The organism is Pseudomonas sp. DWP3-1-3b3 (assembly GCF_049896305.1).
Classification (GTDB): domain Bacteria; phylum Pseudomonadota; class Gammaproteobacteria; order Pseudomonadales; family Pseudomonadaceae; genus Aquipseudomonas; species Aquipseudomonas azotoformans_A.
The window spans coordinates 1-23,093 of sequence record NZ_JAFCUA010000006.1 but is presented as its reverse complement, the minus strand read 5'-3'; the positions used below and the strand labels follow the sequence as shown (position 1 = coordinate 23,093).

General features: G+C 60.8%; 21 protein-coding genes. 14 read left to right on the top strand and 7 right to left on the bottom strand.

Features of this window, described 5'->3' with window-relative positions:
* The first annotated feature begins 57 nt into the window (after positions 1–57).
* From ACP7BX_RS19200 to ACP7BX_RS19180, 5 genes are all read left to right on the top strand, one after another.
* A complete protein-coding gene (locus tag ACP7BX_RS19200) occupies positions 58–1,041 on the top strand; it encodes an AraC family transcriptional regulator (protein ID WP_314525029.1) in 984 nt (327 codons plus the stop codon).
* A gap of 147 nt (positions 1,042–1,188) precedes the next feature.
* A complete protein-coding gene (locus ACP7BX_RS19195) occupies positions 1,189–2,223 on the top strand; it encodes a DUF1254 domain-containing protein (RefSeq protein WP_133076511.1) in 1,035 nt (344 codons plus the stop codon).
* Positions 2,224–2,238: 15 nt separating this feature from the next.
* Positions 2,239–3,084 (top strand): MipA/OmpV family protein, encoded by an 846-nt coding sequence (locus ACP7BX_RS19190; protein ID WP_426129489.1) that lies wholly within the window; start codon positions 2,239–2,241, stop codon positions 3,082–3,084.
* A 14-nt stretch (positions 3,085–3,098) separates the two neighbouring features.
* Positions 3,099–3,914, top strand: coding sequence for an acid phosphatase (locus ACP7BX_RS19185; protein ID WP_426129491.1), 816 nt, complete (start codon positions 3,099–3,101; stop codon positions 3,912–3,914).
* Between the two features lie 13 nt (positions 3,915–3,927).
* On the top strand, positions 3,928–4,677 hold the full coding sequence (locus tag ACP7BX_RS19180) for a hypothetical protein (protein ID WP_314524479.1): 750 nt from the start codon (positions 3,928–3,930) through the stop codon (positions 4,675–4,677).
* Here ACP7BX_RS19180 and ACP7BX_RS19175 read toward each other — a convergent pair.
* Entirely contained in the window at positions 4,661–5,152 is a 492-nt protein-coding gene (locus tag ACP7BX_RS19175; protein ID WP_426129493.1) for a hypothetical protein, read from the bottom strand. The two genes, ACP7BX_RS19180 and ACP7BX_RS19175, sit on opposite strands and share 17 nt — an antisense overlap.
* A gap of 122 nt (positions 5,153–5,274) precedes the next feature.
* Here ACP7BX_RS19175 and ACP7BX_RS19170 point away from each other — a divergent pair, with 122 nt between their 5' ends.
* Positions 5,275–6,162: an AraC family transcriptional regulator gene (locus ACP7BX_RS19170; protein ID WP_426129495.1), complete on the top strand. Its 888-nt coding sequence runs from the start codon at positions 5,275–5,277 to the stop codon at positions 6,160–6,162.
* Positions 6,163–6,177: 15 nt separating this feature from the next.
* On the opposite strand, the gene ACP7BX_RS19165 is transcribed toward ACP7BX_RS19170, so the two are convergent.
* The 3 genes from ACP7BX_RS19165 to ACP7BX_RS19155 all read right to left on the bottom strand — a co-directional run bounded on the left by ACP7BX_RS19165 (position 6,178) and on the right by ACP7BX_RS19155 (position 8,624).
* Positions 6,178–6,879, bottom strand: coding sequence for an SDR family NAD(P)-dependent oxidoreductase (locus tag ACP7BX_RS19165; protein WP_314524472.1), 702 nt, complete (start codon positions 6,877–6,879; stop codon positions 6,178–6,180).
* A gap of 20 nt (positions 6,880–6,899) precedes the next feature.
* A complete protein-coding gene (locus ACP7BX_RS19160) occupies positions 6,900–7,103 on the bottom strand; it encodes a tautomerase family protein (RefSeq protein ID WP_016979078.1) in 204 nt (67 codons plus the stop codon).
* Positions 7,104–7,307: 204 nt separating this feature from the next.
* Entirely contained in the window at positions 7,308–8,624 is a 1,317-nt protein-coding gene (locus tag ACP7BX_RS19155) for an OprD family porin (RefSeq protein WP_314524465.1), read from the bottom strand.
* A 411-nt stretch (positions 8,625–9,035) separates the two neighbouring features.
* On the opposite strand from ACP7BX_RS19155, the gene ACP7BX_RS19150 reads away from it, so the two are divergent.
* A complete protein-coding gene (locus ACP7BX_RS19150; RefSeq protein WP_314524460.1) occupies positions 9,036–11,123 on the top strand; it encodes a TonB-dependent siderophore receptor in 2,088 nt (695 codons plus the stop codon).
* Between the two features lie 67 nt (positions 11,124–11,190).
* Here ACP7BX_RS19150 and ACP7BX_RS19145 read toward each other — a convergent pair whose 3' ends face one another.
* From ACP7BX_RS19145 to ACP7BX_RS19135, 3 genes are all read right to left on the bottom strand, one after another.
* Entirely contained in the window at positions 11,191–11,406 is a 216-nt protein-coding gene (locus ACP7BX_RS19145) for a hypothetical protein (protein WP_133076520.1), read from the bottom strand.
* Positions 11,407–11,640: 234 nt separating this feature from the next.
* The gene (aguA, locus tag ACP7BX_RS19140; RefSeq protein WP_426129499.1) at positions 11,641–12,747 is read right to left on the bottom strand and encodes an agmatine deiminase; all 1,107 of its coding nucleotides are present in this window, start codon (positions 12,745–12,747) and stop codon (positions 11,641–11,643) included.
* A gap of 121 nt (positions 12,748–12,868) precedes the next feature.
* Positions 12,869–15,769 (bottom strand): aminotransferase, encoded by a 2,901-nt coding sequence (locus ACP7BX_RS19135; protein WP_426129501.1) that lies wholly within the window; start codon positions 15,767–15,769, stop codon positions 12,869–12,871.
* A gap of 152 nt (positions 15,770–15,921) precedes the next feature.
* On the opposite strand from ACP7BX_RS19135, the gene rfbB reads away from it, so the two are divergent.
* From rfbB to ACP7BX_RS19100, 7 genes are read left to right on the top strand one after another with little or no spacing between them, the layout of a single operon-like run.
* Positions 15,922–17,004, top strand: a complete 1,083-nt coding sequence (rfbB, locus tag ACP7BX_RS19130; RefSeq protein WP_314524449.1) for a dTDP-glucose 4,6-dehydratase — start codon at positions 15,922–15,924, stop codon at positions 17,002–17,004.
* On the top strand, positions 17,001–17,894 hold the full coding sequence (rfbA, locus tag ACP7BX_RS19125; RefSeq protein WP_314524447.1) for a glucose-1-phosphate thymidylyltransferase RfbA: 894 nt from the start codon (positions 17,001–17,003) through the stop codon (positions 17,892–17,894). The genes rfbB and rfbA overlap by 4 nt, the downstream gene beginning before the upstream one ends.
* Positions 17,875–18,420 carry a dTDP-4-dehydrorhamnose 3,5-epimerase gene (gene rfbC / locus ACP7BX_RS19120; protein ID WP_314524445.1) on the top strand — a complete coding sequence of 182 codons (546 nt, stop codon included), beginning with the start codon at positions 17,875–17,877 and terminating at the stop codon, positions 18,418–18,420. Before rfbA ends, rfbC begins: the two co-directional genes overlap by 20 nt.
* On the top strand, positions 18,417–19,298 hold the full coding sequence (gene rfbD / locus ACP7BX_RS19115; RefSeq protein ID WP_314524443.1) for a dTDP-4-dehydrorhamnose reductase: 882 nt from the start codon (positions 18,417–18,419) through the stop codon (positions 19,296–19,298). Before rfbC ends, rfbD begins: the two co-directional genes overlap by 4 nt.
* Positions 19,299–19,334: 36 nt before the next feature.
* A complete protein-coding gene (locus tag ACP7BX_RS19110) occupies positions 19,335–21,143 on the top strand; it encodes a sensor histidine kinase (RefSeq protein ID WP_033898706.1) in 1,809 nt (602 codons plus the stop codon).
* Entirely contained in the window at positions 21,140–22,516 is a 1,377-nt protein-coding gene (locus ACP7BX_RS19105; RefSeq protein WP_033898710.1) for a sigma-54-dependent transcriptional regulator, read from the top strand. Before ACP7BX_RS19110 ends, ACP7BX_RS19105 begins: the two co-directional genes overlap by 4 nt.
* A 26-nt stretch (positions 22,517–22,542) precedes the next feature.
* Complete coding sequence (locus tag ACP7BX_RS19100) at positions 22,543–22,998, top strand: YiiD C-terminal domain-containing protein (RefSeq protein WP_426129505.1); 456 nt, start codon at positions 22,543–22,545, stop codon at positions 22,996–22,998.
* Positions 22,999–23,093: the final 95 nt, after the last annotated feature.

The following is a 23,093-nucleotide window of genomic DNA, read 5'->3' as shown; positions in this document are numbered from 1 at the left end:
CTGCTACCCTGCTCCAAGCACCTCAACGTCCAAGACATCATGGCCGAGACAATCCCCATGACGAATGCCCCGCCTGCCATCAAGCTCAGCACGCTTCGCCAGATCGCGCCCTACCTGAGCATGCGCGGGGTATCGCCGTTGGAGTTCTTTCGGCGTTTTGGCATTTCCCCGCATGTCTTCCAAAACCCTGAAGCCTGGGTGCCGCGTGCGGCGTGCTTTCATATCGCAAATGAAATGGCTGCCATCGCCCAGGACCCTTTCGGTGGAGCGATGATCGGGCATTTGACCGATGTGCGCTCAACCGGCCTGTGGGGCGAGTTGATTCTGGGTTCCACCAGTTTGGCTCAAGCCTGTGCAGCGGCGGCGGTGCATACGGATTTGTTGCACCAGGGCAGCGAAGTCAAGATTGTCACCGAAGGCCGTACGACAAAGTTGATCCAGCACTTTACCGGGCACCATGGCGCAGACCCCAAGCAGGTGATTTTCGGCACGCTGGCTGTGCTCAGGAAAGTGCCGCTCATGTCGGGTGCGCCTGGCGCCATACGCGTGCATTTGAAGAACCCGCGAGAGCGAGGCGACGAGGCGCTTGAGGAGTATCTGGGCCCGAACCTGGTCATGAACGCCGACTACAACATGATCGAGTTTGATCGAGAGTTGCTCGAAATCCCCCTGCGGCCTGTCCGGGATGTCGCCTGGAAAACCACCCAAGCCTTGAACTCGACCTCGGCAGCGGCCGACGTGCTTGCCCAGCAGATTGCCGATCAGGAACTCTCCAAGCTGGTCATTATTTCCAGAAAGATCGGGCTGTCTGTGCGAACGCTGCAGCGACGCCTGGAACATTGCGGCATCGACTTCGACGCACTGCGTGACGAGACACGTCGCAGTGAAGCCCTTCAGTTGATTGCCAGCGGCCGGTACAGCGCGACTGAAATTGCCTACATGGTCGGCTACAGCGATCCCGCGCACTTTACCCGTGCCTTCAAGCGCTGGACCGGCAGCCCACCATCGCGCTATCGCGCCCTCTTGAAACAAGATCGTTAATACCCTCGCTTAACCCTTCCGGCCACGCTCAGCGGACGCCTTCGCGTCCCCGCTCGCTGAGCTTTTGGCACCAAATGGCAAGTTCGTGCCAGGGCGTTCTTATACAGTCAAAAAATCAACGCCAACTTATAAAACCCCGAGGTTTCAATGTCTCAATCACCCACGGCCTGCCTCTTCGCCCTGGCGCTGGCTGCTTTTGGAAGTGCGCACGCTCAGTCATCCCCGGAGGCGGCGATACCGGTGGGTGTGGATAATTTTGCGCGTGCCGAGTCCGATCTCTACTTGGGCAAAATGGTTGCCACCGGCAGCTTGGGCCGCTTTGTTCATAGTCGCGAAGCCGTGCCCATCGACGCCCAGAATGTGGTGCGGATGAATCGGGACACGCTCTATTCATCAGCGGTATTCGACCTCGATGCCGGCCCCGTCACAATCGCCTTGCCTGAGGCCGAGGGGCGGTTCATGTCGATGGCCGTGATCAATGAAGACCACTACGTGCCCATCGTCACCTACGGCGCCGGCCGCCGGACACTGACGAAGGAGGCAGTCGGCACACGCTATGTGTTTGTCGCTGTGCGCACCTTCTTCGACCCCACGGATCGTCAAGACCTGGAAAAGGTGCATGGGCTGCAGGACGCAATCACGGTCGAACAAGCCAAGGTTGGGGAGTTCGTCGTACCGAAGTGGGACCCGGCCAGCCAGGCAAAAGTGCGCGAAGCCCTCGAAGTGCTGGGCTCGACGATTCCCGACTACAACCAGTCGTTTGGTCCCAAGGGCAAGGTCAATCCGATTCATCACCTGATCGGCACGGCCACGGGATGGGGCGGCAACCCGGCCAAGGACGCCATCTACCTCGGCGGCGTGATGCCTGCGAACGACGGCAAGACCGTTTACCGACTCAAGGTCGGCGATGTTCCGGTGAAAAGCTTCTGGTCTGTCAGCGTTTACAACGCAGACGGCTACTTCCAGCAAAACCCCTATGACGCTTACTCGCTGAACAATTTGACCGCCCAGAAAAGTGCTGATGGCTCGATTGTCATCCAGTTCGGCGGCTGTGACGGGAAGATCGCCAATTGCCTGCCGACTACGCCCGGTTGGAACTACACGGTTCGGCTGTATCAGCCGAGTGACGAGATCTTGAGTGGCCAATGGCGTTTTCCGACGCCGCAGCCTGTCGCTCTCTAATTCAGGAAAGAATCGATGACAACGCTCGGTGGTTCAAACGTGTTCAAGCATCCGACGACACTCATTACAGGTATCACTCTCGCCGTGGCGATAGCGTTACCAGCGTACGCAGACGACTCAAACAGCGAGCCGTCCGTCACGGTTGGTGGGGGACTGGCGGTCGGCCCGTTGTACGAGGGTTCGTCGCACTACGCGGCGTTTCCGTCACTCAAACTCAAGGCCGTGTTGCCGACTGAAAACTGGGGCAAGTTCACTGCGGCCTTCCCGGATGGGCTGCGCTGGGACTTGCCAGGGCTATCGCCCTTCGGCGTAGCCCTGCTGTTGGGGTACGACCAGGGGCGCAAAGAAAGAATCCACACCCTGGGCGGCCGTGACGACTACCTCAAGGGCATGGGCAACCTGGACAGCACGGCCCTGATCGGCGCAGAAGCCTACTGGATCCTGCCCGCCGGGCGCCTGTTCGTTCGCGGCCTGCAAGCCAGCGAAAGTCGCAACTACGGCGGCGAAAACCTCGGCCGTACCAAATACCTGGAAGCCGGCTTCGCCACCGCCTACGCGCTGTCTTCGGCACTGACCCTGGACTCGACGCTGTACGGCACCTGGAGCAATGAGAACGACATGATGGCCCGCTATGGCGTCACAGCCCAGCAAGCCGCGCGCACCCAGTTCGATGAATACCACCCCGGCGGCGGCATGCGTGACGTGACCTTGAAGCTCGGTCTCACCTGGCAATGGCAGCCACAGTTGGCGCTGGAAGGCGGCCTCAAGACCTACGCCCTGGTCTCAGACGCACGCAACAGCCCGTTGACGGGTGAAAAGGTGGGCGCAGGCGCCTATCTGAATGCCTTGTACCGATTCTGACCAGGGAACAATCGATGAACACACATCACATGCTGCTGGGGCTGGCAGGCTTGATCGGCGCGGGGCTGGCGTTTGCCGACGAGCCCGTCACCCAGATCACAGACCCGCATTTCAAGCTTGCCCCTGGTTATCTTGATTCGAAGGATCTGCCATTGCGCCTGGCCTTGCTTGGCGCGCCACCCAAACCGGACTCCGCAGCCCTTGCGCGGGATGAAGAAGCGCGGCGCGCTGCATTGTCGCTACGCGGCACAGCCCGGGAAAAACTCGCGGCGGCGGATGCGGAGCTGGCCTTCCCGGGCCCGGCACAAGCCTTCTCCTGCGCGATGGGTACACCGATCACCGAAAAAACCACGCCACATCTTTATACCTTGATGCAACGCACCCTGACGGACGCTGGCGGCTCCACCTACGCCGGGAAAAACGCCTACAACCGCACCCGACCTTTCGTGGCGCATAACGAAGGCACCTGCCGCAAGGATATGGAACCCCTGCTGCGCACGGATGGCTCCTGGCCGTCCGGCCACTCTGCTGCCGGTTGGGCCTGGGGATTGTTGCTGGCCGAGATTCAGCCGGCGCGCGCCACCGAGTTGATGACCCGTGGATTGTCCTTCGGCCAGAGCCGCGTGATCTGCGACGCACATTGGCAAAGCGACGTGGATGCCGGTCGCATCATGGGCGCGGCGACGGTGGCGAGCTTGCATGCCAATCCCGCGTTCCTGGCGGATTTGGCGGCGGCGAAAGAGGAGGTCAAGGCCGCTCAAAAAGCCGGTCTGAAACCTACGCAAGACTGTGGGGCGGAAAGCGTGGCGCTCTCGCTGACCCAGCACTGATCGGAGAAACACCATGATGCACTTACGACGCCTGACGCTGGTGTTGGGCGCCTTTGCGGCAATGCCCACCTTGGCCACGGCCGCCGACGGCGAGGGCTGGACCTTCAACGGCGGACCTTACCTGTGGGGCGCCGGTATCCGTGGGCACGTGGGCCATCGCAGCACCGGCACCCAATTTATCAAGTCCGATTTCTCCGACATCGCACGCACGGTGGATATGTCGGTGATGCTGATGGGCGAGGCGCGTCGTGGTCCCTACAGCGTGCTCGCCGACCTGATGTACATCGACACTGACACCCGCAGCCGCCTGCCTGGAGGCATCCTTGCCAACAAGCTCGAGGTGGAAAGCAAGACCGCCTCCGGGTTCCTGGGAGGTGGCTATACCGTGTGGGGGGATGCAGACCGGCGGTTGGATGTGGCCGGCGGGATGCGCGTCTGGTACAGCAGCACCACCCTCACCTTTCATGGTGGGCCCGCTGGCGGGCGATCCGGCTCCGACAGCGCAACCTGGGCCGACGCCATGGCCGGGCTGCGCGGGCACTATGCGTTGAATGAGCGGTTCTGGTTGTCATCCTGGGGCATGGCGGGCGCCGGGCAGTCCAAGCAAGACTGGGACCTGGCGGCGCTGGCGGGCTGGGAGTTCTGGCCCGGCTTCTCGGCAGTGGCCGGCTACCGGGCGATGGGCGTGAATTACCGTCACGATGGTTTCGTCTACGACATCGTCCAGAAAGGGCCGTTGCTGGGGATCAGTGGGCGGTTCTGAGACGCGCCTTTCTGCGCAGATGGACCATTTGTGCCGTCAAGCCGATCACCAGCGCCACCGCGATACTCGCCTGTGCGCCAAGCAACACGGGCGATTGCAGGTCTGTCACGAAGGGGTGGCCATCGGGAACGCGACGCAACGTTTCGGAAACGGTGGGCACCATCAGAAAGAACGCGGTCAGGCTCAAAAAGATCGTTTCCAAGTAGACACGCGCCCGCCCCAACCAGGCCAAGTGCCTTACCCCATAACCCGCCAACAGCAGCGCAAGGGTCATGACACCGATGATGTTGCTGACGGGTTGATGCGCCACCAGGAACACGGTGAAGCCGCCGATCAACATCGACACAAAATAGAACACTCCCGGCACCGACCGAGGCACGATGCGTCCGTGCTTGATAAACATGTAGGCGGCCAGTGGGATAGCCGGCAGGCTGCCGAGGGTGTGAAGCCAGCCAAGGGCGGAGATTCCGAACATTTCAGTGTTCCCATGTAATTGGATGACGTGCATAAACGGCCAACGTTGCAAACGTTCATCTCGATGACGCCGGCACGCTATGATCTCGGGGATCAGCTTAGCGACGGCGGGATTGGACCGACATGATGAATCCCTTGGAAAACTTGATCATTCATCCGGAAATGCAACTGGAAGGGCTGGCCAAGGGCGATTTGCTGTCCCAGGTGCTGGCGCAGATCCGTCTGACGGGCGACCGCGTTTATGCCTGCACGCTTGCGCACGCGCAGACCCTCGATCTTGATGAAAAGAGCGCGCATATCTGCGTGCTTCAGCAAGGCAAACTGCAGTTGGACGTGGCCGATCAACCGGCACAGAATTTGAACCCAGGCGATGTCATCCTGCTGCCCCACGGTCCTGCGGGCCTCGTGATGACGGCGTTGGATGGGGCCGCCAGCGTGGTCATCTGCCGCTTCTGGTTCGACGCGAGCAGTTTCCAGGCCATGCTGTTTGCCCTGCCGCGACTGATTCATATCCCGCACGCTGAAGCTGCCGCCTGGGCGGAAGGCATCCTGCATTTCATGCTGCTTGAAGCCCATGACACGCAACCGGGCGGTGCGTTGATGATTTCGCGCCTGATCGACTTAGTGGTGATTCGTATCCTGCGCACCTGGGTACAGCAGGGTGTTGCTTCTGGATGGCTGGGTGGGCTGTCGGATGCACGTATCGCCCGAGCGCTGAAGGCCCTTCACGAAACGCCGGGCACGCAGTGGCGTATCGACGCGCTGGCGGAAATTGCGGGGATGTCACGCTCGAACTTCTGTGAACGCTTCACTACGCTGGTCGGGCGCTCGCCGTTGCGTTATCAGAATGAATGGCGCCTGACCCTGGCAAAAACCATGCTGTCCAGACAGGACGGTCGCATCGGCGAAATCGGCTTTGCAATTGGCTATGAATCCGAGGCGGCGTTCAGCCGAGCTTACAAAGCCTTTTTTGGTCGCTCGCCACGAGAGGACAACGCCCGGCCGGGTTAGGCCGGGACGTGTGTATCAATGACCCGCGCTTTGCCCACCGTCGACATGCAGAATCTCGCCGGTGACAAACCCAGCGCGTTCCAGGTAGACGATCGCCTGGGCGATGTCATTCACCTCACCCATGTGCCCGACCGGGTGCAATTGCCCCAGCGCCGCGTGGGTTTCTGCGCCGTGCATCGGCGTCTTGATGATCCCTGGGCTCACCGCGTTCACCCGGATGCCACGCTTGGCGTACTCGATCGCCAGGGACTTGGTCGCAGAATTCAGCCCACCTTTGGTGAGGTTCGCGAGTACCGACGGCACGCCGTCAATCGCGTGGTCCGCCAGGCTGGTGGTGACGTTGACGATATGGCCGGCGTGGTTCTTTTCCATCTCGGCAATGGCGAGTTGGGTGATGTAGAAGAAACCGTTGAGGTTCACCGCAAGCACGTTGGCGTAGTCCTCCTGGGTGTAAGCGGTAAACGGCTTGGCGATGAAGATACCGGCGTTGTTGATCAGGCTGTCGATGCGCCCGAAGGTGGCCAGGGTTTCACGGATGACGCGCTGGGCGGTGGCCGGGTCGGCGATGTCGCCGGCGACGGTGAGGATGTCCGGGTCGCTGGACGGCTGGATCGAGCGCGACGTCGCGACTACGCGGTAGTCGAGAGCGCGGTAGGCCTGGACCACGGCGGCGCCAATACCTTGGGACGCGCCGGTGATGATGACGACTTTTTTCATGAGGGTTCTCCGGTAGAGATTCAGGCTTGGGATTTGCGGTATTCGGTGGTGGTGATGCCGGCGTAGCCCCAGTTATCGGTATCGACTTCTTCGATGACGATGTGGGTCAGGTCCGGGCGTTTGTGCAGAACGCGTTCGAGGGTTTCGGTGAACTCGGCGATGACCTGGGCTTTTTGCTCCGGGGTAACGCCGTCACGGGTGATACGCAGGCTGACAAATGGCATGGCGATAACTCCAGTGGCCGGCCATCGGGGTGATGGGCGGGCAGTGGGGCCAATTTAGGCGTGCGTCGCAGAGGGATAAAGGTGGGGCGGAGTACTTCATTCGTACTGCGGTGTAACAAGACGCGGTGGAATGCCAGGCATAAAAAAACCCCGAACCAGTCGGGGTTTTTTATCGCCTGGATATCAGGCGCGACGCCGGATCAATTAGAAAACGTTGATCGGGTAGTCGGCGAACAGACGGATTTCGTTACCGCCAACGTTGTAGTTGCTGGCGTTGCTCGAAACGCGCAACCAGGACGCACGTGCACGCAGGCTCAGGTCTTTGGCCGGGCCGCTCTGTACGACGTACTTGAACTGGTTCCAGATTTCACGCTCGGTGCCATCGCCGCGGTTGGAACCGTCGTCAATGTTGGTACCGCGCACGTAGGCAACGTTGTAGGTCAGGCCCGGTACGCCGAAGGTGGCGAAATCGATGCCGTAGCCGGCTTGCCACGAACGCTCGTCCTTGCCGTTGAAGTCGGACCAGTAGGAGTTGGCCAGCAGGATGGTGTTACCACCGTCGCCGATGCCGCCAGCATTGCGGTAGCCGCCGTACAGGTAGCCGGTGTCGCCGGTGCTGCGCTGGTGAGCGATGGTGAAGCTGTGCGGGCCGACAGCCCAGGTAGCACCCAAGCTCCAGATCTTGTTGTCGCGCGCGTCTTCGCTGCCTTGGTTTTCCAGGGCGAAGCTCTTGTCCAGCTTGGTTTTGTAGCCGTTGAAGTCAAAGGTCAGCGACTGCTTCTCTGGCAGGGCCAGCACGTAGTTGACGTTGACGTATTGCTTCTTCAGCACGTCCTGCATGTCGGAGGCGTACAGCGCGGCCGACAGGCTTTCGGTGAATTTGTAGCTACCACCGATGTAGTCGATGCTTTTCAGGCGACCGCTGTCGGTGCCTTCCATGCTCTTACGGGCTTCTTTGGTGAAGTGACCCGCGTCCAGTTGCAGACCGGCGATCTCTTTGGAAACGATCGAGGTACCGGTGTAGGTTTCCGACAACAGACGGGAGTTGTCGTACTGCAACACAGGCACGGCCGGGAACTGATCACCGTACTTGAGCACGGTGTTGGAAACGCGGAACTTCACGGCAGCGCCGCCCTTGGCCAGGTCGTGTGGTGCCGAGCCAGGGTTGTTCGAGCCGTCAGGGTTGGTGGTGCCATTGCCCTGTTTGAAGAAGTCGATACCGCCGGCGCCGGCGCGGCCTTTACCGCCGTCCAGACGAATAGCGTATTGGCCGATCACGTCCACACCCACACCGACGGTGCCTTGGGTGAAACCGGATTCGAGCTTACCGATGAAGCCTTGGCCCCATTCGGCTTTGTCTTGCTTGCCGTTTTTGTAGTCACGGCTGATGTAGGCGTTACGTGCGGCGATGTTCAGGTGGCTGTCTTCGATAAAACCCTTGGACTGGTCCTGGTCGTTTGCCATTGCTGTCGATGCGCTCAAAATCCCCAGAGCGATCAGACTCATCCGTTGCTTCAACATTTTTTTGTATTCCTTATTTCTGGTTGAGTACGCGCTATGACACCAGGCTCCGTAATGCTTTTTCTGGTGTCGACTGATTCCGGAAAAAAGAAGGCCCGCGGACGACTTAACAGGCCGCGGGCCTTTTTTATTGGATGAGTCATGGCGGTTAGCCACAGGCGTTGGGCGCAATCCTAGTCGCGCCCGGAACTATGTGTCAATTTCGCGAATCGTCTGTATTTAGGCGAAATAATTCTAAGGAAGCGCCTACAGCGGTCCTGTAAGCGACAAAAAACCGCATTCAAAACGGCAAAAAACACATTCCGTAACACATTTCAAAGCCGATACGTTTGGTAATAGATAACGCACGCAAATGCAAAGCATTACCATTAACGCGCAATTTCCTCCCAAACAATTCGGATACATTTCTCCATGCCTGCCCCTCGCCTGACGCCCATCACCCTTGGGCTTTCTGTTCTGCTGTCTGCCGGTTTTGCCTGTGCGGCCACGACTTTGCCCGAAACGTCGATCAGCGCCGAAGCTGATGAAGACGACCCGCGCGTCAAGGAAACCAGCACCGCCACTCGCACCGCCACACCCGTGCGTTATGTGCCCCAGGCGATCGACTCGGTAAAGACCGAAAGCCTGCGGTCCTATGGCACCAATGACCTGGGCCAGGCGTTGAGCGGCATCCCTAACGTCAGCAGCGGTGCCGACACGCGCTTCGATAGCTTGCGCATCCGCGGTTTCGACGCGAGCAACGACTTCTATCTGGATGGCATTCGCGACGACAGCCAATATGTGCGCGACCTGCACAACATCGAGCGCATCGAAGTGCTCAAGGGGCCAGCAGCCGTGCTTTACGGGCGAGGCGGTCAGGGAGGGATCGTCAACCGCGTGAGCAAACTGCCGATGGCCGGGCATAAATCGAGTATCGAAGCCCAGGGCGGCAGTAACGACTTGCGCAGTCTGTACGCCGACCTCAGCACCGACCCCACCGATAACATCAGCCTGCGCCTGAACATGGGCAACCAGGACAACAACAGCTTCCGCGACGGCGTCAGCGGCAATCGTCAGTTGTTCGCACCGTCGATGAGCTGGCAGCTCACGCCGGACCTGAACTGGCTGGTGCAATACGAATACAGCCGCTACAACCGCACGCCCGACCGTGGCATTCCGGGGGTCAACGGCCGACCCGCCGATGTGAGCCGCAGTACCACCTACTTTGATAACCGCGACTACATCGACGACAAATCCCAGTCGCTGCGCTCCAAGCTGGCCTATGAACTCAACGACAACTGGCAATTGCGCCAGACACTCGGTGTGTTCAAGCTCGACAGTGATTTCGACAATACCTACCAAACCGCCTACGTGCCGGCGAACAACAGCGTCACGCGCCAGCGCTGGCAGCAAGACCTCACCACCCTCAATATTTTCAACAACGTCGAGCTGGAAGGTGGCTTCAGCACCTACGGCCTGGAACACCGCCTGCTCACCGGCCTCGAACTGGGCAGCCAGCGCCGCGATCCGAAGCTGTACACCGCCACTGCCGTCAACCGAGGCGGCCAGGCCGTACCGAGCCTGGACCTCAACCAGCCCAACCGCAACCTCAGCCATACCGGGCGCATGAGCGTGTCGAGCAACAACCACACCGAAGTCGAAAGCCGCGCACTTTATGTACAGGACCAACTGCGCCTGAATGATCAGTGGCAAGTCCTGGGCGGCCTACGTTACGACCGCTTTGAAGTGGATACCAAGAACAAGCTGACCCACGCCCAGCAGGCTGTCAAAAGCCACAGCACCAGCCCGCGCTTCGGCCTGGTGTGGACGCCACTGGAGCACCACTCGTTCTACGCGTCGTGGAGCAAGACGTTTTCCCCAGCGGGCGGCGGCTTGATCGGTATCACCCCGAATGCTGCCGGCAGCGTCAACGACCTGAGCCCCGAGCTGACCAAGCAGAAGGAAATCGGGGTCAAGAGCGACTGGCTCGACGACCGTCTGAGCACCACTCTGGCGGTGTACGAACTGGAACTCTACAACCGCCGCACCAGCGACCCGCTGGACCGCACTATCACCCTGCTCAGCGGCTTGCAGCGCTCACGCGGCGTGGAGCTGACCGCCACCGGCAAACTCGTCGGCAATTGGTATGTACGCGGCGGTGTCGGCCTGCAGGATGCCAAGGTCGAGAAGGACAACAACGGCTTCGAAGGCAAGCGCGTCAGCGATGTGGCCAAGCGCAATGCCAGCCTGTTCATCACCTGGAAGCCGGAAATGGGCTGGTACGCAGAAACCGGCCTGACGCTGGTGGGCGACCGCTATGCCGACAGCCTCAACACCGTGGTGTTGCCGGGTTATGGCCGTTGGGATGCGCTGGCCGGGTTCCGTCAGAAGGAATGGGACGTGAGGGCCGCGCTGAACAATATCGCGGATAAAAACTACTACGCATCGGCGACCAGTGTGGCGCAGATTCAGCCAGGTGAGCCGCGTAGCCTGGTGGTGACAGGTACCTACAGCTTCTAGAACCACACGGTATTCAAATGTGGGAGCAGGTCGCGCCGTCGCTCCCACACTTTGATCTCAGTATTCTTTAGTTCTTCAACACGTCGCACAGCGCGTGCACTTCATCCTCACTGAACAACCCCGCCGGGTAACGTTCACTCATCACGCTGCGCAGGTCAGGCGGTTGCCTGATCTGCCGCGAGCCGTTTTCCTTCAACCAGAGCGCCAGCGCATGGATCGCGTCGCCGTTGACCCGCAAAGGGTGGAACGTGCGCGTGTACATCAGGTTGATATCGGCATTCATTTCAGCGCTCTCTCCTACTGCGTGAGCGTCTAACTTACTCAAGGTTTATGACAGAACTGCGCAGTCATGACCCTGAGCTACTGTCACAACGGCGATACAAGAGCTATGCCAATGTCTCGGGCCCATAGGCGTTTGGACACAAAAAAGCCCGCGACCTGTCTGGGTCGCGGGCTTGTTGTAAACGCCTGAACCGATCAACGCCGGTTCGTCGTCATGGTGCTGTTACAACTGCACTCAATTTTTGTGCGGCGCTGGCTGTTGTTGGGTCAGGCAATGGATATTGCCGCCGCCCAGTAACAGTTCACGGCCCGGCACCATCACCACTTCATGCTGCGGGAACAGGTCCTGCAGGATGGCCTTGGCCTGGCTATCCAGCGGGTCGTCGAAGCTCGGTGCGATGATGCCGCCGTTGACGATCAGGAAGTTGACGTAGGAACCGGCCAACCGCACGGTCGGATTTCGCTCCTGGCTGCCGTCAACCGGATCGACACCCGCACATTCATCCTCGGTCGCGTACAGCGGGCCTGGGATCGGCATTTTATGCACTGTGAACGAGCGTCCCTGGGCGTCGGTGCTGCTTTGCAGCACGTCCATGGCGGCGTGGCAACGCGCGTAGTTCGGGTCTTGCGGGTCGTCGGTCCAGGCCAGCAGCACTTCGCCTGGGCGCACGTAGCAGCAGAAGTTATCCACATGACCGTCGGTTTCGTCGTTGAACAGACCGTCCGGCAGCCAGATGATTTTATCCACAGCCAGATTGGCACTCAGCACGGCTTCGATCTCGGCACGACCGAGGTGCGGGTTGCGATTGCGGTTGAGCAGGCATTCCTCGGTGGTGATCAGGGTGCCTTCGCCGTCCACATGGATCGAGCCGCCTTCCAGCACAAAGCCTTCGGTGCGATAGCGCGGTGCGCGTTCGATTTCGAGGATCTTGCCGCCGACCTGCGAGTCGCGGTTCCACGGCGAATACAGGCCGCCATCAAAACCGCCCCAGGCATTGAAGTCCCAGTTCACGCCGCGCACTTCGCCATTGTTGTTGATCACGAAGGTTGGGCCGGTGTCGCGCACCCAGGCGTCATCGCTGGACATCTCGACCACGCGGATATTCGGCACATCCAGGCGTGCGCGGGCATTTTCGTACTGGCCGGCGGATACCGCCACGGTGACCGGCTCAAACCGTGCAATGGCCTTGGCCACCGCCACATGAGCGGCTTGCGCCGGTTTGCCACCCAGGCGCCAGTTGTCCGGGCGCTCCGGCCAGATCATCCAGGTCTGGGTCTGTGGCGCCCATTCGGCAGGCATGTGGAAGCCATCGGCGCGGGGGGTGCTGTGCAGGGTGGTCATGGCGATCAGGACTCCGAATGGGGGGAAGGCCGACTTTATAACGGATAAAAATCGGCTTTAAAAGCAACATAAGATGGTATCTGGTGAATATTACAATATTTAGCCGATAACAATCGATTAATCACAGTTGCTCATCGAGCACCTTCGACAGCATGTCGACGAAAAAATCCACGCTACGCCGTGAGGTGACCATCGGCGGCTTGATCTTGAGAATATTCAAATAGTCACCCGTGGGCTGCATGAAAATCCCCAGTTCCCGTAGGCGATCACACAACAACGTGGTTTCTTCGGTGGCCGGTTCCAGGGTTTGCCGGTCGCGCACCAACTCCAGCCCGAGGTAAAAACCGGAACCATGGACGGCACCGACTAATGGATGACGATCTATCAGTTCCTCCAACCTTGCCTTGAAATGCCCGCCAACTACCTGGGCGTTTTCCCATAGATTTTCCTCTTCCATCACATCCAGCACCGCCATGCCGATGCGGCAACTCACTGGGCTGCCGCCCGACGATGAGAAGAAATACCCTTCAGCCTCCAGCGCCTCGGCGATTTCACGCCGGGTAATCACCGCGCCCAGCGGCTGGCCATTGCCCATGCCCTTGGCCATGGTGATGATGTCGGGCACCACGCCCTGTTCTTCAAAGCCCCAGAAAAAATGCCCCATCCGGCCGTAACCCACTTGCACTTCATCGGCGATGCACACGCCGCCCTGGGCGCGGACAAGTCCATACACCTGCTGCAAATAGCCCGGCGGCAACGAGATACCACCGGCATTGCCATACACCGGCTCGCAGATGAAACCCGCCAGTTGGCGTTTGCTCGCGGCGATTTTCGCCAGGTTGTGTTCCACGCTTCTTACGTAATCCGGCGCACTGTCCTGCCCTCGGAACTCGCCGCGATAGGTATTGGGCGCAGTCACCGGGTGCACCCAGTCCGGGCGACTGCTCAATGCCTGAGGGTTATCGGCAATCGAGGTGGACACCGCGTCCGCCGCCACCGACCAGCCATGGTAAGCCTCCAGCACGCTGAGCATGTCGCGCCCGCCGCTGTAGGCCCAGGCCAGGCGGATCGCCAGGTCATTGGCCTCAGTGCCGCTGTTGACCAGGAATACCCGGTCCATGCCCTCAGGCGCCAGCGCCAGCAAGCGCTCGGAAAACTCGGCAATCGCCGCGTAGTGGAAACGCGAGTTGGTATTGAGCAACAACCACTGGCGCGCCGCCACCGCCGCCATGCGCGGGTGGCCGTGGCCCAACACTGCGACGTTGTTGAGCATGTCCAGGTAGGAACGACCCTGCATATCGATCAGATGGTTGCGCCAGCCACGTTCGATGCGCGGCGGGTCGACGTAATAGTGCTTTTGCGAGCGGGCGAAACTGGCGTCGCGACGGGCCAGCAGGGCCTCGGGGTCCAGCTCGGGCTCGGCATCGCAGGCCAGCCCCAACAACGCGGCCGGCGATGGGCACAGCGTTTGCCAAGCTTGTGCCCGGGAAGGTGTGCAGAACAGCGGTGCGGGGCAGTCAAAACGGCAAAATTGCACGGTGAGCGGGCCTGCGACCTCACCGATCACCTGGCCCTTCAGCACCGCAGCACCTAGCTGCAACTGTGCTTTAACGCCCCATAGCCGCACGCTTGCCTCGCTGCTGTGTACCTGCAGCTCACCGTGGGCGTCCCGTCGCACAACACCTGCAAACGGCGCTTCGACGGAGGTACCCAACGGCACGTGCAGTTCGACATGCAGCGGGAACGTCTCTGGCTCATTCGCGCTGTCGGGCTCGGTACGCGACAACCGGTATTGCCCATAGCGACTCGCCGCCAGGCCATGCACCGCCGCGGCTTCCTGTAACAGGCGCTGATCAATGCCGGGTTGCTCCCAGTTTCCAGCCTCAAAATGTGGGCTGAGGACGCCCAGGTCGATCAACGCGAACTCGCGCCCTACCAAACCCGGCAACAAGGGCGCAAAACCCTGGCTGGCGATCGGTTCGGACGCCTGACTGACACATCCCAGAATCGCCGCCTCCATCAACTCAAACGGCACTGACGTCGCCACGTGGAAGATTTCCCACTCATGCTCGGCGTTTTTCAGCAGGTAACTGTTGTCCGGATCCAGGCGTTGCTGCTGCTCACTGCTCAACACCAGCACCGCCGCACGGGCGACGATCAGCGGCCACAGCGCCTGCAATTCTTCGTGCTGTAACGGCGTCACCGCGTGGCACGCCTGGATCGCCGGCAAGATCGCAAAGGGATCGCCGTCGGCGTGGTGCAGCAATGCCGCACAAGTCACCGACAGATCGGCAATGCGCCAGGTGTGCACGAGGTCACCGAAATCGATCACGCCTTGAAGTTGCCAATGACGTTGAGCATCACGTTGCCACACCACGTTGTCGTCAGTGATGTCCATATGCACTGCTTGCCATGGCAGGTGATCAGCCAGGGGGCGGATACGCTTTTCGACCTGCTCGGCCACTTGCTCCAGTGCCGGGCGGTGCGCAAGATTGTCCAGCGTCGCCAGCAGATGCTTGATCAGTGCCTGCGCGTGGCGCGGGTCCCATTGCAGCGTGCGGTCCAGGCCCGGATGCTCGAACCGCGCCAGCGCCTGACTCATGCGCCCGCACAGGTCACCAAACCCGGCGATCACCCTGCGCCCCAGGTGAGGCAGATGGGTCAACGGCTGGCCATCGATATAGTCCAGCACCCGCACGTGCAGGGCCTGGCCGTCGAGGCTCAGGGTCAACAACTCGTCCCCCGTCAACGACTTGATGACCTTGGGTACGCGTACAGCCTGCAAGCTATTGAGCGCCGCGTGTTGGGCGTGCAGCTCAACAGCGGCATAGTCACCCCGACAGATTTTCAGAACAAACCGGCCGCGAGGGCTGTCGACTTTGTAGTTGAGGTCTTGTTGGCTGCCCAATGATTGCAAGGTGCCAGTGAGGCCGTAATGCTGCTCAAGCAGTTGAGCCGCCTGGTCGGGGCCTACTTGCGGGCAGGGTAGACTGGCGCGATGGATCAGGGTGGCGAGCAGCATGGGGTTGGCCTCGGCTTTTTCAGGCGTGTATATCGCCATTGTTCAGGGGGATTAGGCAACCCCTGAGGCATGCCGCACTTGCTCCTGACCGCCACACAACTCAAGCTATGCTTCACTCGCTTGATGTCCGTCTAAGGAAAAGGCCCTCCGACATGCGCATTCTCATCACCGGTGGCGCCGGGTTTATCGGCTCCGCCCTGATCCGCCACCTGATTCAACATACCGAGCACGAAGTGCTCAACCTGGACAAACTCACTTACGCCGGGAACCTGGAGTCGCTGAGCAGCATCGCGTCCAACAGCCGCTATGAGTTTGTCCAAGCCGATATCATCGACCAGGCCGCCGTCAGTGCCGTGCTGGAGCGCTTCGAGCCCCAGGCGATCATGCATTTGGCGGCAGAGTCTCATGTCGACCGATCCATTGACGGTCCATCGGACTTTATCCAGACCAATATCGTCGGCACCTACAGCCTGCTGGAAGCTGCCCGCGCTTATTGGCACAGGTTGGCAGAGCCGGCCAAGAGCGCCTTTCGTTTCCACCACATCTCGACCGACGAAGTGTATGGCGACCTGCATGGCGTAGACGACCTGTTCACCGAGACCACCCCGTACGCACCCAGCTCGCCCTACTCGGCCAGCAAAGCTGCGTCCGATCACTTGGTGCGCGCATGGCAGCGTACCTACGGCCTGCCGGTCTTGCTGACCAACTGCTCAAACAACTACGGGCCGTTCCACTTCCCGGAGAAGCTGATTCCGCTGGTAATACTCAACGCACTCGCCGGCAAGCCACTCCCGGTCTATGGTGATGGTTTACAGGTGCGTGACTGGCTCTTCGTAGAAGACCATGCGCGCGCATTGCTTAAGGTTGTAACCGAAGGTGTCGTTGGCGAGACCTACAATATCGGCGGCCACAATGAGCAAAAAAACATCGACGTGGTCCGTGGCATCTGTGGCCTGCTGGAAGAGCTGGCACCGCAGCGCCCTTCTGGTGTGGAGCAGTTCACCGACCTGATCACATTCGTCAAAGATCGCCCTGGCCACGATCAGCGCTACGCAATCGACGCCAGCAAGATCGAACGTGAGCTAGGCTGGGTTCCTGAGGAAACCTTCGAGACCGGTCTACGCAAGACCGTGCAGTGGTACCTCGATAACCTGGAGTGGTGCCGCAGGGTGCAGGACGGTAGTTATCAGGGTGAACGATTGGGCAATACCGACATGAAGGATCTGATTGCATGATGAAGGGAATCGTATTGGCCGGTGGCTCAGGCACCCGTTTGCACCCCATTACCCTGGGCGTGTCCAAGCAATTGCTGCCGGTGTATGACAAGCCGATGATCTACTACCCGATCTCGGTACTGATGCTGGCGGGCATCAAGGACATCCTGATAATTTCCACCCCGGTGGATTTACCCCAGTACCGCAACCTGCTCGGGGATGGCAGCCAGTTCGGGGTGCGGTTCAGCTATGCGGAACAACCCTCTCCGGACGGCCTCGCCCAGGCATTTATCATCGGCGAAGAATTCATAGGCAAAGATCCTGTCTGCCTGATCCTGGGCGACAACATTTTTCACGGTGCGTATTTCGGCGATCAACTACGTGCAGCAGCCAAGCGTCCTTCCGGCGCCACGGTATTCGGCTACTGGGTCAAGGACCCGGAGCGTTTTGGCGTGATCGATTTCGACCAGGAAGGCCGGGCCCTCTCCATCGAAGAAAAGCCTCTCAAGCCGAAGTCACCCTATGCCGTGACCGGTCTGTACTTCTACGACAACGACGTGATCGAAATCGCCAAGGCGGTCAAGCCCTCGCACCGCGGCGAGCTGGAGATCACGGACGTGAACAACGCCTACCTCAAGCGCGGCGACCTTCATGTGGAACGCTTCGGCCGAGGTTTCGCCTGGCTCGATACCGGCACCCACGACAGCCTGCTGGAAGCCTCGCTGTATGTGCAAACCATTGAACATCGCCAGGGCCTGAAAGTGGCATGCCTGGAAGAAATTGCTTACCAGAATCGCTGGATTGATCGTGAGTATTTGCTGGAACGGGCCAAATATTTTGGCAAGACCGGCTATGGTCAATACTTGTTCACCCTCGCAGGGGATAATCCATATGAATGTATCCGCCACTGAGTTGCCCGGTGTTTTGATCATCGAGCCGAAGGTTTTTGGCGATGAACGCGGTTTTTTCTATGAGAGTTTCAATGCCCGGGACTTTGCCCACGCTACCGGGCTGCAACAAGAGTTTGTGCAGGACAACCACTCACGTTCGCAACGAGGCGTGTTGCGGGGCCTGCACTACCAAGTGGAACACGCCCAAGGCAAGCTTGTGCGTGTTACTGCCGGGGAAGTATTGGATGTAGCGGTCGATATCCGCCGCAGTTCACCGGCATTCGGCAAGTGGGCAGGCGTGCGGTTATCTGCGAACAACAGCCGCCAACTGTGGATTCCTCCGGGGTTTGCCCATGGTTTTGTAGTGCTGAGCGAGTACGCCGAGTTCCTCTACAAGACCACCGACTACTACACCCCCTCTGCCGAACGCTGTATCCGCTGGGACGATCCAGAACTCAATATCGACTGGCAACTCAACGGCGCCCCAACCTTATCCGCCAAGGATCAAAACGGCAAAAGCCTCAGAGATGCGGATCTGTTTCCATGACCGCGCCTTTGAAAATCCTCATCACCGGCCAACACGGTCAAGTCTCCCGTGAGCTTCAGCAACGGCTCCAAGGCCTTGGCGAACTGATCGTCCTGGGCCGCGACCAACTCGACCTGGCCAAACCCGAGCAGATCCGCCAGCAAGTCCGCGACCACCGCCCTGGCCTGCTCATCAACGCCGCCGCCCACACTGCTGTCGATCTGGCCGAGAGCGAGCCGGACGCCGCCTTCGCCATCAACGCCATTGCCCCCGGCGTTCTCGCGGAGGAAGCCAAGACCCTGGGCATCCCGCTGATCCACTATTCCACCGACTACGTGTTCGACGGCAGCAAGCCAGCCTCCTACACCGAAGCCGACGCGCCAAACCCGCTGGGCGTCTACGGCCAGAGCAAACTGGCCGGCGAGCAAGCGATAGCCGCCGTCGGTGGCCAATACCTGATCCTGCGCACCAGCTGGGTCTACTCCAGCCACGGCAAGAACTTCCTGCTGACCATGCAGCGCTTGCTGCAGGAGAAGCCACAACTGCGCATCGTTGCCGACCAGATCGGCGCGCCGACCTGGGCCGGCAGCATTGCCAACAGCACGCGTGCATTGATCGAGCGCTGGCAAGCCGGCAAATCGGGGAAATGGGGCATTTATCACCTGAGCGCCGCAGGCGAAACCTCATGGTTCGGCTTTGCCGAGGCCATTGGCGAGCACCTGCGCGAACAGGGCAAGGCCTGCGCCGAACTGGAGCCGATCCCTTCCAGCGCTTATCCAACGCCCGCCAAGCGCCCGCTGAACTCGCGTCTCGATTGCAGCCGCCTGCAGCAGCAATGGCACGTCAGCCTGCCCCACTGGCAAGACGCATTGCGCGAGTGTCTTGCAGAGCTGCACTAGGCATAATGCGCCTGTACTCACAGGCGCACGACTCCCATGACTCCACCCCTCCCGCGTAGACCCCGCTGGCGCAGCCTCGCCTTGTTGGCGTTGTGCCTGGCACCGCTGCTGTGGCCGCTGGAGCACCTGGCCGAGCGTTATTACCGCAGTGAGCTGGCCGGCCAGAACCGCCAGACCCTCGACCTGTACGTGGCCAACTTACTTGGCACGCTGCACCGTTATGAGGTGCTGCCGCAGATTCTCGGCGACTTGCCGGCCTTGCGCACCGCGCTGGATGCGCCTGGGGTGAGCACCAACCTGGTCAACGCCAACCTGCTGCTCAAGGACGTCGCCGCCCAGGCCGGGGTGGAGGTGATGTACCTGATGGACACCACCGGCAAGACCCTGGCCGCGTCCAACTGGGACAAGCAAGACAGCTTCGTCGGGCGCAACTTCTCGTTCCGGCCTTATTTCAGCGAGGCCATGGACGGACGCCTGGGGCGGTTTTTCGGGTTGGGCACCACCTCGGCCAAGCGCGGTTACTTCTTCGCCGCCGCCGTGCGTGATGGCGATACGATCATCGGCGTGCTGGTGGTCAAGGTCGACCTGGACCACACCGAAAGCCTGTGGGGCAACACCCCGGAGCAACTGCTGGTCACCGACCACAATGGCGTGGTGATCCTGACCTCACGCCCACAATGGCGATTCCGCGCCACCCGACCACTGACGGCTGAAGAACGCCAGGCCATCATCGCCATCCAGCCCTACCCGACCCGTGATCCGCAGCCGCTGAGCCTGAGCAACACTGCCTGGCTGCGCCAATCCACGGCCATCGCCGAAACCGGCTGGAACGTGGAGATCCTTGCGCCGCGTTCACTGATCAACCGCCCAGTACGCACGGTGGTTGCAGTCGGCGGCGCCACGCTGTTGGTGTTGATGTTGCTGCTCGGCCTGATGATGCAACGTCGCCGCCATTACCTGGAACGCATTGCGTTCGAAGCCAAGGCCCGTCGCGAGCTGGAAGCGCGGGTGGTGGAGCGGACCAGTGATCTGGAAGGCCTCAACCGGCGCCTGAAACAGGAAGTGCTGGAGCGCGAACACGCCCAGCAGGAGTTGGTACGCGCCCAGGATGACCTGGTGCAGGCGGGCAAACTGTCGGCGCTGGGCACCATGTCGGCGAGCATCAGCCATGAACTCAATCAGCCCCTGGCGGCGATTCGCAGCTATGCGGAAAACGCCGAAATCCTGCTCGACCATGAGCGCACCACCGATGCGCGAGGCAACCTCAAGCTGATCAGCGAGTTGACCGGGCGCATGGCCTCGATCATCGCCCACCTGCGCGCCTTTGCCCGCCGCGACCGCCATGCGCCCGAGAGTGTGGCCCTGCAACCGGCCTTGGATGATGCACTGGCGCTGCTGGCCAAGCGGCGGCGGTCGATGGAGGTCGAGCTGATCCGCGATTTGCCCGAAGCGACGCTGTGGGTCCAGGCCGGTGAAACCCGCCTGCGCCAGGTGCTGGGCAACCTGCTGGCCAACGCCCTCGACGCGCTCACCGAAAAAGGCCCGCCGCGTAAACTCTGGCTGAGTGCCGAAACCACCGAACAGGGCGTCAACCTGTACATTCGCGACAACGGCCCGGGCTTTTGCATGGAGGCCCTGGGCCGCGCCAGCGAGCCGTTCTACACCACCAAGACCCGCACCCAGGGGCTTGGCTTGGGGTTGGCAATCTGTGACACCCTGATGCGTGCCTTTGGCGGCGAACTGCTGTTTGCCAACCACAAGGAAGGCGGCGCGCTGTTAACCTTGAAATTGCGTGCCGGTGCGCCGGGCGTCAGTCTGCAACCGTCCGAGGACCGCAGTGTATGAGTATCGATAACCAGATTCAGGTGGTGTTGATCGACGACGATCCACACCTGCGTCAGGCCCTGTGCCAGACCCTGGACCTGGCCGGGCTGAAGGTCCTGACCCTGGGCGAAGCCACCGGCCTCACCGCGCGCCTGTCGCGGGACTGGCCGGGCGTGGTGGTCAGCGACATCCGCATGCCCGGCATGGACGGCCTGGAACTGCTCGCCGAACTGCATGGCCAGGACCCAGACCTGCCGGTGCTGCTGATCACCGGCCACGGCGACGTGCCGCTGGCGGTGCAAGCTATGCGCGCCGGCGCCTATGACTTCCTGGAAAAACCGTTTGCCAGCGACGCCCTGCTCGACAGCGTGCGCCGCGCCCTGGCCCTGCGCCGGCTGGTGCTGGACAACCGCAGCCTGCGTCTGGCTCTCAGCGACCGCCAGCAACTGAGCACGCGCCTGGTGGGCCACTCGCCGCAAATGCTGCGCCTGCGCGAGCAGATCGGCGCCTTGGCCGCGACCAAGGCCGATGTGCTGATCCTCGGTGAAACCGGCGCCGGCAAAGAGGTGGTGGCGCGCGCCCTGCATGATTTATCAAGCCGCCGCAGCGGCCCGTTTGTGGCGATCAACGCAGGCGCATTGGCCGAGTCGGTGGTGGAAAGCGAACTGTTCGGCCACGAACCCGGCGCCTTTACCGGCGCGCAGAAACGCCGTATTGGCAAGTTCGAATTCGCCAACGGCGGCACCTTGTTCCTCGATGAAATCGAAAGCATGAGCCTGGATGTTCAGGTCAAACTCTTGCGCCTGTTGCAAGAGCGGGTGGTGGAGCGCCTGGGCGGCAATCAGCTGATCCCGCTGGATATCCGCATCATCGCCGCCACCAAGGAAGACCTGCGCCAGTCGGCCGACCAGGGCCGTTTCCGCGCCGACTTGTATTACCGCCTCAACGTCGCGCCGCTGCGTATTCCGCCGCTGCGTGAGCGGGGCGAGGATGCGCTGATGTTGTTCCAGCACTTCGCCGATGAGGCCAGCAGCCGCCACGGCTTGCCGCTGCACGAACTGCAACCCGGCCAGCGCGCGCTGCTGCTGCGCCATAGCTGGCCAGGCAATGTGCGCGAATTGCAGAACGCCGCCGAGCGCTTTGCTCTGGGCCTGGAACTGGCGCTGGACAACACACCGGACAATCCATCAGCTGGCGTGCTGACCTCCACGCCTGGCGGCCTGAGCGAGCAAGTCGAGCAGTTCGAAAAAAGCCTGATCGCCGCCGAGCTGACCCGCCCCCACAGCTCCATGCGCAGCCTCGCTGAAGCCTTGGGCGTACCGCGCAAGACCCTGCACGACAAGCTGCGCAAGCATGGCCTGAACTTCGCCAACCAAAGCAGCGACGACGAATGACAGCCCCCACTCGCCAAGAGGCCCCCATGAACCGCGACAGCCGTTACCTGGAATCCATCCTTCACCACGACATCCCCCTCACCCGGGAAATGGGCCTCAAGGTGCTCGACTGGCAACAGGGGCGGTTGGAACTGCATTTGCCCTTGCAAGCCAACATCAACCACAAGAGCACCATGTTCGGCGGCAGTCTGTATTGCGGCGCGGTGCTGGCGGGTTGGGGCTGGCTGCACTTGCAGTTGCGGGAAGAAGGGATTGAAGACGGGCATATCGTGATTCAGGAAGGGCAGATCAGCTATCCGCTGCCGGTCACGCGGGATGCGACCGCGATTTGCGCAGCACCCGAGGAAAAGGTGTGGAAGCGATTTCTGGCGACCTACAAGCGCTATGGCCGCGCGCGGTTGACGCTCGAGACGTGGATTGTGAATGAAGGTAGCGAAGAACGCGCCGTTGCCTTCACAGGCCAGTACGTCCTACACCGCTAGAAGCCACAACCTAAAACTACTGTGGGAGATTCTATGTTGCAGGGGAACCCTGCAACCTTAAATTCGGCTGGTATTCGCTCTGATTTTTCATAAGC

What these genes read in the sequence shown, in the direction of transcription:
- ACP7BX_RS19135 (WP_426129501.1), bottom strand. Translation starts at nt 15,769, where the DNA reads ATGCTGCTCGCCACCCTGATCCATCGCGCCAGTCTACCCTGCCCGCAA.
- ACP7BX_RS19155 (WP_314524465.1), bottom strand. Translation starts at nt 8,624, where the DNA reads ATGTTGAAGCAACGGATGAGTCTGATCGCTCTGGGGATTTTGAGCGCA.
- ACP7BX_RS19185 (WP_426129491.1), top strand. Translation starts at nt 3,099, where the DNA reads ATGAACACACATCACATGCTGCTGGGGCTGGCAGGCTTGATCGGCGCG.
- ACP7BX_RS19110 (WP_033898706.1), top strand. Translation starts at nt 19,335, where the DNA reads ATGACTCCACCCCTCCCGCGTAGACCCCGCTGGCGCAGCCTCGCCTTG.
- rfbB (WP_314524449.1), top strand. Translation starts at nt 15,922, where the DNA reads ATGCGCATTCTCATCACCGGTGGCGCCGGGTTTATCGGCTCCGCCCTG.
- aguA (WP_426129499.1), bottom strand. Translation starts at nt 12,747, where the DNA reads ATGACCACCCTGCACAGCACCCCCCGCGCCGATGGCTTCCACATGCCT.
- ACP7BX_RS19175 (WP_426129493.1), bottom strand. Translation starts at nt 5,152, where the DNA reads ATGTTCGGAATCTCCGCCCTTGGCTGGCTTCACACCCTCGGCAGCCTG.
- ACP7BX_RS19145 (WP_133076520.1), bottom strand. Translation starts at nt 11,406, where the DNA reads ATGAATGCCGATATCAACCTGATGTACACGCGCACGTTCCACCCTTTG.
- ACP7BX_RS19190 (WP_426129489.1), top strand. Translation starts at nt 2,239, where the DNA reads ATGACAACGCTCGGTGGTTCAAACGTGTTCAAGCATCCGACGACACTC.
- ACP7BX_RS19170 (WP_426129495.1), top strand. Translation starts at nt 5,275, where the DNA reads ATGATGAATCCCTTGGAAAACTTGATCATTCATCCGGAAATGCAACTG.
- ACP7BX_RS19150 (WP_314524460.1), top strand. Translation starts at nt 9,036, where the DNA reads ATGCCTGCCCCTCGCCTGACGCCCATCACCCTTGGGCTTTCTGTTCTG.
- rfbA (WP_314524447.1), top strand. Translation starts at nt 17,001, where the DNA reads ATGATGAAGGGAATCGTATTGGCCGGTGGCTCAGGCACCCGTTTGCAC.
- rfbC (WP_314524445.1), top strand. Translation starts at nt 17,875, where the DNA reads ATGAATGTATCCGCCACTGAGTTGCCCGGTGTTTTGATCATCGAGCCG.
- ACP7BX_RS19160 (WP_016979078.1), bottom strand. Translation starts at nt 7,103, where the DNA reads ATGCCATTTGTCAGCCTGCGTATCACCCGTGACGGCGTTACCCCGGAG.
- ACP7BX_RS19100 (WP_426129505.1), top strand. Translation starts at nt 22,543, where the DNA reads ATGAACCGCGACAGCCGTTACCTGGAATCCATCCTTCACCACGACATC.
- ACP7BX_RS19165 (WP_314524472.1), bottom strand. Translation starts at nt 6,879, where the DNA reads ATGAAAAAAGTCGTCATCATCACCGGCGCGTCCCAAGGTATTGGCGCC.
- ACP7BX_RS19195 (WP_133076511.1), top strand. Translation starts at nt 1,189, where the DNA reads ATGTCTCAATCACCCACGGCCTGCCTCTTCGCCCTGGCGCTGGCTGCT.
- ACP7BX_RS19105 (WP_033898710.1), top strand. Translation starts at nt 21,140, where the DNA reads ATGAGTATCGATAACCAGATTCAGGTGGTGTTGATCGACGACGATCCA.
- ACP7BX_RS19180 (WP_314524479.1), top strand. Translation starts at nt 3,928, where the DNA reads ATGATGCACTTACGACGCCTGACGCTGGTGTTGGGCGCCTTTGCGGCA.
- ACP7BX_RS19200 (WP_314525029.1), top strand. Translation starts at nt 58, where the DNA reads ATGACGAATGCCCCGCCTGCCATCAAGCTCAGCACGCTTCGCCAGATC.
- rfbD (WP_314524443.1), top strand. Translation starts at nt 18,417, where the DNA reads ATGACCGCGCCTTTGAAAATCCTCATCACCGGCCAACACGGTCAAGTC.